The sequence below is a fragment of the Cellulomonas bogoriensis 69B4 = DSM 16987 genome (assembly GCF_000767165.1).
Lineage (GTDB): Bacteria > Actinomycetota > Actinomycetes > Actinomycetales > Cellulomonadaceae > Actinotalea > Actinotalea bogoriensis.
In genome coordinates, this window is sequence record NZ_AXCZ01000103.1 from 1 (window position 1) to 9,432 (window position 9,432).

The following is a 9,432-nucleotide window of genomic DNA, read 5'->3' on the forward strand; positions in this document are numbered from 1 at the left end:
AGGGCCACGACCGCCGCCGCCGCACCGGCCAGGACCGGCTGCACCGCGGTCGGTGTGGCGAGCACCATCGAGACGCCCAGCACGAGCGCCGGCACCAGCGCCGCCCAGGCACCGCGACGGCGTCCGGCACGCAGGGCGATGCTCACCGCGACGGCCCCGCCCAGGAGCGCGAGCAGGTACGGGGCGACCAGGAGGCTGCCCGCGGCCCCGAGCTCGGGGTCGAGGGTCAGGACCTCCTTCCACACCGTGATCATCGAGGCGAGGAGCATGCGCAGGGTGTCCAGGGTCGGCACCACTCCGGCGACCGTGGTCGTGGGCGCCGCGAGGGCACCGCCTGCGAGCAGGTACGCGCCGAGACCGACGGCCACCGTCAGCGCGGCGGACCAGCGCCGGCGTGCCGCCACCCACCCCAGGGCGACCCCGAGGACGGTGCCTCCCAGCACCGCGGGCGCCACGGCGGCCAGCCCGTACACCGGGACCAGGGGCAGAAGCGCGGTGAGGGTGAGCGCGCCGAGCACGACGACGTCGAGCCAGGGGCGTGGTGCGTCCGGCCGCAGGCGGGTGGTGGTCATCCGGCGACCACCCGGCGCAGCACCCTGGGCAGGTCGTCGAGGGACCCGAGGGTCGCCAGCGACAGGGCGCCGTGCTGGTGGACCTCCAGCCGGGCGCCCGGCGAGCAGGTGAGGACCAGGGTGCGGATGCCCGCCGGCAGGTGGATGGTGTGGGCACGCAGGTCGGCGCGGGTCGGCACCGACCCCACGACGAGGATCGCGACCGAGGCGTCCCCCGCCTGGCGGGCCACCCACGGTGCGAGCTCTGAGCTGCCGCGCCCGGTGACGGTGGCCTCCACGCCCGCGAAGTCGTCCAGCAGGACCGGAGGTGTGCGGGTGCGCAGCGCGCCCTGCCCGGCCAGGACCGTCAGCTCGCGCTCGTCACGCAGCGCCTGCACGCCGATCGAGGCGGCGGCCGCGACCGCCAGCTCGAACTCCGCCTCGCCGGTGTAGTCGGCCAGCGCGGTGGACACCGCCAGCGCCGTGTGCGTGCGCCGGGTGTCCTCGAACTGCCGGACCATGAGCTGGCCGACGCGCGCGCTGGACTTCCAGTGGATGTGGCGACGGTCGTCGCCCGCGACGTAGTCCCGCAGGGCGTGGAACGACATGTCCGAGTCCGACAGCGACCGGGTCGACTGACCCTCCAGGTCGCGCAGCACCCCCGAGGCGGCACCCTGCAGGGACACCAGCAGGGGGTGGACGTACAGGTCGACCGGGTCCGTCCAGCGCACCCGTCGGCGCATCAGGCCCAGGGGATCCCCGCGCACGGAACGGACCGGGCCGACGACCACCACGGCCCGACGGGTCGTGGGGACGGCGAACACCTCCTCGTGCACCTGGTCCGGGCCCAGGGACGGCAGGTGGAAGTCGGCCGCGCCCCGGCCCACGGGCAGCTCGATCTGCGCGGGCAGCAGTCGCCGGCGCGAGGTGTTGCGCACGGTGATGCGCCCCACGGCACGCTCCCCCACCGTGACCCGGTTGCCGGACAGGTCCAGGGTGACCGCGAAGGTGGACCGGCCCACCGTGAGCAGCAGCGCGCACAGCAGGGTGCCGAGCAGGGTGGCGCCGGGCACGGTGAGCTCGACCCACCCGCGGTCCCACCCGACCACGACGAGGACCACCCCGACCACGAGGGCGACCGCGCCCGGGGCGGACACCGGGTGCGTGGTGTTGCGCAGGGCACGGCCCAGCCGCCGGACCACTCCCACCTCAGTCCACCCGGGAGGCTGGAGGTTCGACGTCCGCCAGGATGCGGCCCACGACCTGGGAGGCGGTGACGCCGGCGAACTCGGCCTCGGTGTCCAGGATCAGGCGGTGGGCCAGCACCGGCTCGGCCAGGAGCTTGACGTCGTCGGGGATGACGTAGCCGCGCCCCTGGGACGCGGCCCACACCTTGGCGCACCGCACCAGCGCGATCGCGCCGCGGACGCTCACCCCCAGGGAGGTCTGGGAGTCCGCCCGGGTCGCCTCGACCAGGCGCGCCACGTAGTCCAGGACGGCGGTGTCGGTGTGGACCGTGGACGCCAGGACGGCCATGTCCGCCACCGCACCGGTGGTGATCTTGGCCTTGAGGTGGGCGGTGCGGTCGCGGTCGGCCGAGCCGGTCAGGATCTCCACCGTGGACCGGTGGTCGGGGTAGCCGAGGCTGGTCTTGATGAGGAAACGGTCGAGCTGGGCCTCGGGCAAACGGTAGGTGCCGGCCTGCTCCACGGGGTTCTGGGTCGCGATCACCATGAACGGACGACCCACGGGGTGGGAGACCTTGTCGACGGTGACCTTCGACTCCTCCATCACCTCCAGGAGGGCGGACTGGGTCTTGGGCGAGGCCCGGTTGATCTCGTCCGCCAGGACCACCGAGGCGAACACGGGCCCCTGGTGGAACTCGAACGTGCGCGAGGACTGGTCGTAGATCGTCACACCGGTCACGTCCGAGGGCAGCAGGTCCGGGGTGAACTGGATGCGACTGTGGGTGCCCTGGACCGTCGCCGCGAGAGCCTTCGCCAACGACGTCTTGCCGGTGCCCGGGGCGTCCTCCAGGAGCAGGTGCCCCTCGGCCAGCATGGCCGTGAGCGCGAGCCGCACCACGTGGTCCTTGCCGAGGACGGCACGGCCGACGTTCGCGACGAGCGCGTCGAACGTCTCGGCGAACCAGGCGCTCTGCTCAGGGGTGATGCTCACGGAAGGTCTCCTGGGGATGTGGGGGCGGCGAGGGTGAGCGTAGGCGACGAGCAGCGGCGGCGACGACGTCACCGCCGCTGCTGTGGACCGATGTCACCCGTCCGGTTCGGGGTCCGGCGGGGGGTCGGGCTGTCGTGGTGTGCGTACCTGTTCGGTGACCCACTCGCTCTGGCCGACCGAGTTGACCGCGGCGACCCGCACCCGCACAAGCTGGTCGCCGGTGACCTCGCCGGGCCTGAGCTCGTGCTGCAGGCTGCGGTGGGACTGGCGGGCGATCGTGGTCCAGCCTTCACCGAGGTTCAGCTGGACCACGTACGACTCGACCGCGGCGCCACCGTTGTCGGTGGGCGGTTGCCACGACACGTCGACACGGACCAGGTCGCTGGGCACCGACACGCGCACGTCGCGAACCGGGTGGGGCTCGCTGGCGCGGGTCAGCGTCACGGTCTCGCTCAGGCTGGGGGGGCCGTTGCCCACACGGGTGAGGGCCTCGACCTCCACCTGCACGGTCATGGAACGTTTGAGGAACCCCAGCCGGGGGAGGTCGTCGCACCTGCCGCTGGTCTGGGACTCGTTGCGGGAGACCCACGACTGCCGGTCGCCGTCGACGATGCAGCGGTAGCGGAACCCGCGGCCACCCTCACCGCCCCAGTCACCGGGAGCGGACCACGAGACGTCGATGCGGGTCGGTCGGTCGTTGCCGTCCCGCTCGGCCGGCCCGAAGGTGACACCGGTGACCGCACCGGGGCGGGTCACGGGTGTGGCGGACGCCGCCTCGCCCCACTTGCTGCACCCGGCCACGTTGCAGGCCTGGACCCGGACCACGACCTGGTCCCCGCCGCGCAGGCCGGACAGCGACAGGCCCGTGCGCCGACGGTCCAGGGTGCTCTCCTCGCCGTTGACCTGGACCCGGTGGTGGGTCACCGGGGAGCCGTTGTCCACGGCGTCGTTCCAGGTCACGTCCATCGTGCCGCGGTCCGCTGCGGAGTCGCGTGAGGCCGAGGCCCCCATCCCGGTCGGGGCGTCGGGCACCCCGAAGGCCGAGGCCCTGGCCGTTCCCGCGGCGCCGAGACCCGCCTTGTTCCGGGCGCGGATCTCAAACTGGTACGGCACGCCGTTGACTGCGTTCTCCATGCGGAACGAGGTACCGGTGTGGCCTTCGACGGTCCTGGTGCTCCCATTACCCCTGATCGTGATCGTGTAGTCCCTGATCGAGTCACCGTTGGACGAGCCCGGGGTCCAACGCACCTGGATCTGCCGACCCAGCTGGTCGTCCACCCGCTCCGCCGTCACCGTGGGGGCGTCCGGGGCGCGGGCAGGGATCTCCGACACCCACCCGCTCCACGGGCCCGGGTCGGGGGCACGGTTCTGCGCCCGCACCCGCACCTGGTAGCTCGTGCCGTTCTGCAGGTTCCCGATCGCCAGCGACGTGCTCTGCGTGGTGAACGAGCTCTGCCCCCGAAGGTTGGACGGGCTGATCTCCACGGTGTACGCCGTGATCGGAGAACCGGTGCTCGCCGCGGGGGCCCACCGGGCGTCGATCCGCCCGTCACCGTGCTCCAGCACCAGCGACCCCGGGGCCGCCGGCACCGCGTCCGGGCGCGCCTTCGACGACGCCGGGCTCGCCTCGGACCAGTCGACCGCGTTGCGGGCGGCCACCGTGAACGTGTACTCGGTGTCGTTGGTCAACCGGTCGATCGTGCACGTGGTGCTCGCGCACTCGCGCACCGCGCCACCGGGTTGCGTGGTGACCCGGTAGCCGGTGATCGGCTCACCGTTGCTGGCCGGCGCGTCCCAGGACAGCACGACGGTGCGGTCACGCACCTCGTTGACCCGGGGCGCGCGCGGGGCGTCCGGACGGCCCCGGACCGTCACCCTGACCCTGCCCTCGACCTCACGGTCCGGGTCACGCGTCACGTCCCGCACCCGGTAGCGGGCCACCATGTCGCCGATGAACCCGGACGCGGGACGCACCACCACCTGCGAGCCGACGACCGAGGCGTCACCCGTACCGCTCTCGACCACCACGTCCACGACGGTCAACGGGTCCCCGGGGAACGGGTTGTAGGCCCCGTTCAGCACCGGGACCGTCGTGGCGACGCCCTCGACCCCCTCCCGGATCACGTGGTCGTTCACCCGCGCCAGACGGCGCGAGCTCGCCACCACCCGGAAGTCCACCTGGCCCTGGACCCGTTCGGCACCGCCGTAGTCGATCTCGATCCCCACACCACCGACGGTCCCCCGCGGGGCCGTCGGTGGTGCCTCGATCGTGAGCACCCCGTCCACCAGGGTCGCCACGTACCCGCGCGGGGGCTCCGACGTCAGCCGGTAGGCGTACCGCGTCGTCCCGTCGCTGGTCCCCACCGGGGTGGAGGTGAAGACCCCCAGGTCCACGCGTGTGGACTCCCCCGGGCCGACGTCCAGCACCGAGGGGCTGAACGTCGGTGGGTGCGCCTCGGCGGCGAGCACCGTGATGGGCAACGAGATCACCGAGCGCCGGGACGACGTCTCGCCAGGCACGCCGTCGGTCACCTCGACCGAGATCGCCGCCGGTCCCGCGTACCCCCGCTCGGCGGTGAACTGCAAGGTGCGGGCGTCGGCGACCAGGTCGCCGCCGTCGGACTTGGTGGCCGAGACCCGGGACACGTCCGCGATCCGCGCGGTGCGCCCCGGGCCCACCTGCACCTGCTCCTCCAACGGGATCACGAGCTGCTCGCCCGCCACCACTCGCAGCTCGGGGGCGCGCGGTCGACGCACCGGCGGGAAGTCACCCAACGCCGGCACGGTGATGAACGCGTAGCTGGCGATCCCGTCCGCGTCCGGGTGGGTGTTGCGCACCAGGAACGGCAAGGTCTGCGCCCGGTCGACCAGCTGCACCAGGATCGTCCCCCGCTCGGTCACGGTCGCGACGTCCTGCGCGGTCGCGTGCACCCGTGCCTCCAGCTCCGACATCGGCCCGGAGGGGTTGTCGGCCACCTCCAGGACGTCCACCTCGACCGAGGACCGGTTGATCGTGTCGATCGCCGGGACCACGACGTCCCGTGCGACCGGCGGCAGGATCGGCGCGTCGCCGTCCACCGTGACCGTCAGCACCGCGCTCCCGCGGCCACCCCGGTCGTTGGTCGCCGTGTACCCGATCTGGAGGACGCCCGGTTCACGCGGGGTCTGCACCACCACTCGACGACCGTCGACGTGGGCCTCCACACCCTCCTCGAGGTCGAGGTCGGGCTCCAGGGTCAGCTCGCCGCCCGAGGCGTCCACGTCGTTGCGCAGCACCCGCACCTGGACCATCTGCCCGGGCCGGACCGTCACGTCGTCGTTGCGGGCGATGACCTGGGCGGACCCCGTGGGCCGGGGAGAGATCCCCACCCGCACGGTGGCCACCGCGCGCTGACCCACCCAGTCCTCGACCGCGTAGGTGAACGTGTCCGTCCCGAGCTCACCGGGCAGGGCCTCGTACTCCAACCAGTCCGGACCGACGTCCAGGATCCGGCCCTTGGCCGGGGCCTGGTCCTGGCCCAGCAGGGACACCCCGTCCCCGTCGGGGTCCACTCCCACCAGGGGCACCGGGATGCGGACCGTCTCACCCTCGAACACGCGGGCCGTGAGGTTCTTCGGACGCGGCAGCGCCTTGCGCTCGACGTCGGACTCGTGCACGTTCACGGTCAGGGTCGCCGCCGTGCGGTTGCCCACCGCGTCGCTGACCGTGAACGTCGCGTGCACCTGCATCGGGGTCGCCGGCGCCTGGTACCGCAGCACGTCACCGGACACGAACAGCAGGCCCTCCCCTGCCCCCAGGGGCTCGGCCAGGTCGGTGTCCAGCGCCAACGCATCGCCATCGGGGTCATAGGCACCCTCCAGCACAGGGATGGTGACCACACCACCGGTGCGCACCGAGGCCGTGACGTTGGGAACCACAGGAGCCTGCTGACCGACCGTGGCCGGTACCGGTTGGACCAGGATCTCGCCCGTCACCGACACCGACCCGTTGGAGATGGTGTACGTCGCGACCACCGGGGCGCTCAGCACCCGCATCGAGGTGAACCGCACCAGCTCGTGGTTCAGGACCGCCGCCTGCAGACCCGACCCGTCGGGCACCTCCACCGACTGCAGCACCAGCACGCCACCGGCCGGGTCCATGTCGTTGGCCAACGGGTTGATCGTGACCTCACCACCGGGCGGCAGCAGCGCCACGTCCATCACCGCCACCGGCGGCAACGGCTCCTCCGGCACCTCACGCACGTCGATGCGCGCAAGCCCCGTGGCCTGCTGCGGGGACGCGGCGACCATGAACGTCACGTAGTAGGTGCCCGCCCGTGGGGCGGTGAACTGGAACGTCCCCTCACCCAGGTCCGTGGTCACCGTCGCGTCGGGCAGCTCGTCCACACCGGCGAGCCGCACCGGCTCGCGCGAGGCCGAGCGGACGCTCCGCAGCGGCCGGACCGTCACCGGCTGGTCCACGTACGTCTCGGCATGCACCGGGTCGATCACCGGCGCCAGAGAGCCTGCCGGGCGCACGTCCACGTTCACCGTGCCCTCGACGCTCTCCCACCCGTCGGACACCGTCACCCGTGCGACCTGCCGGCCCAGCGCCCCGCCGTCGGAGGTGAACGTCAGCTCACCGTCCTGCCGGGTCCGCACCGTTCCACCGCCGTCCACCGACGCGTCGACCAGCACCAGGTGGTCACCGTCCGGGTCGTGGAAGTCGGCCAGGACGTCGTACGTGACCGACGCCCCCTGCTCCACCAGCACCGTACCCACCCGGGACTGCACCGGCGCCTCGTTGAGGCCCTCCTCCCGGACGGTGAGCACCACCGACGCCGTCGACGGGGCCGTGCTGCCCCGACCGTCGGCGATCGTGTACGTGAACTCCACCGAGCCCGACGCCCCGGACGCGGCCGTGAGCTGCAACGCCCGGCCGCCGTGCACGGGCACGATCGAGCCGAAGTCCTCAGGGATCGGGTCGAACTCCGAGATCGTCAGGATGCCGCAGTCCGAGGAGCTGTCGTTGTCGATCACCGGCAGGATGCGCGTGCGACCCGGGCGGACCCCGAACTCGTCGTCCACGGCGACCGGCGACCCCGACGACGCCGTGCACTCGGCCTGCAGGTTCTGGACGTTCTGGCGGCTCTCCGCCTCCTCCTCGTCCTCCTCGGTCTCCTCCTCGGGCTCGATGTCCTGCCAGTTGGGCTCACGCAGGCGCGGGTCCTCCAACGGCACCCACAGACGCCCCCGAAGGGTGTCGTTGAGGACGACCACGTCCCGGTTCACCCGGAAGACCAGCTCGTCCGAGGCGGACATCCCCATCAGGTCCTTGCGCTCGACCTCACCGTCGCACACCTGCACGTACGAGCCCGTGGCCGTCGCCCACGCCCCGTGCACGCACGACCCCACCCGCACCGGGGCAGCAGGGCGGCCCTCACCACCGGACTCGTGCTCACGGACCTGCCCGCCGTCCAGCGGGACCTCCAGCAGTGCGCTCGTCGTGGCGACCAGGACGTGCGACGCACGCGGTCCCGGCTGCTGCAGCACGACGTCCGTGCCGTCGGCCCCCAGGTCCACGCTGCCCCGAGGTGTCGACAACCGCGAACCGTGCAGGACCACCAGGTCCTCACCCACCGAGGTGACCTGGTCGAAACCCGTCGGCGCCTGGTCCAGACCGGACAGCCGGCCCGACTCGCTCACCGACACCTGCTCGCCCTGCACCTCCAGCCGCTGCAACGCCCCGTCGGTGCCCGCCGCGACCACCGCGCCGCCGTGCGTGGCGACCGCCACCCCGCCCTCGCCCAGCTCGAGGTCGGGGTCGGCCTCGCCCATGGTGCCGACGTGGTCCACGCCCCGCGCCCACACCGCACCCGACCCCGGGTCGCTCACCGCCACGGTGCCCGACCCCATCGTGACCCGCGCCCCCAGCGGGACGGCGGCCTGCGCCGCCAGCACCACCGACGCCGGGTCGACGACCGACACCCACCCGGGCTCGGTCAGCAGCACGTCGCCGGCGTCCTGGAGCACGTCGAAGTCCGACGTGCCGGCCACCAACCCGCCGTTCAGCTCGTCCACCTGCGGGTTGTAGCGGCCGAGCTTCGCGGCCGTGGTGTTCGTCAACCACACGGTCCCGTCGTGCAGGTCCACCTGCGAGACGGGCGCCCCCGGGTAGATGACCGCGAGCGCCGCAGCGACCGCGGGCACCGTGACCGCTGCGCCCAGCCGCGTCCACTCCCACCGCGAGCGCCGCACCTGGGCCTGCACCACGTCAGCCACGGTCCACGCACCCCAGGGCCGGGCGGGTCGAGGCCCGCCGGTCCTCGCGGACGACCAGTACCTCGATGCACACCTCGTCAGTGTCGGGCACGAGCTCCACGCGGTTCTCCTCCACCACCGTCATCGCGGTCTCCTCACCGGGGACCACGACGCCCCACAGGTACCTGTCACCGTCCATCGGGTCGGGGTTGACCCAGGTGAAGACCACCTCGTCGTCACCGCGCCACCAGCCCTCGACGTCCTCGGGCGCGGGCACCGCCACCACCGGGGGCGTCGTGGTCGTCACCGACGTGGGCTCCGGGGACGGGGCCGCGCTCTCCTGCCCACCCAGGGCCAGCACCGCCGCGACCGCCACCGCCCCGACGACCACCAGACCGCTGGCCACACCCACCACGACCCGCCACGGTCCCCCGGCACGGGTCCCCGACGGGGCGGCCGCGAC

General features: G+C 73.0%; 3 protein-coding genes and 2 pseudogenes. All 5 read right to left on the bottom strand.

Annotated features, from left to right (window positions below; genetic code table 11):
* A pseudogene (locus N869_RS09920) lies at positions 1–572 on the bottom strand (transglutaminase domain-containing protein); the annotation flags it as partial.
* Positions 569–1,759: a DUF58 domain-containing protein gene (locus tag N869_RS09925; RefSeq protein WP_232229690.1), complete on the bottom strand. Its 1,191-nt coding sequence runs from the start codon at positions 1,757–1,759 to the stop codon at positions 569–571. The pseudogene N869_RS09920 and the gene N869_RS09925, both read right to left, overlap by 4 nt.
* A gap of 1 nt (position 1,760) precedes the next feature.
* Positions 1,761–2,729, bottom strand: a complete 969-nt coding sequence (locus N869_RS09930; protein ID WP_035060971.1) for an AAA family ATPase — start codon at positions 2,727–2,729, stop codon at positions 1,761–1,763.
* A gap of 93 nt (positions 2,730–2,822) precedes the next feature.
* The gene (locus N869_RS09935; RefSeq protein ID WP_052105353.1) at positions 2,823–8,990 is read right to left on the bottom strand and encodes an Ig-like domain-containing protein; all 6,168 of its coding nucleotides are present in this window, start codon (positions 8,988–8,990) and stop codon (positions 2,823–2,825) included.
* A pseudogene (locus N869_RS17790) lies at positions 8,983–9,432 on the bottom strand (serine/threonine-protein kinase); the annotation flags it as partial. The gene N869_RS09935 and the pseudogene N869_RS17790, both read right to left, overlap by 8 nt.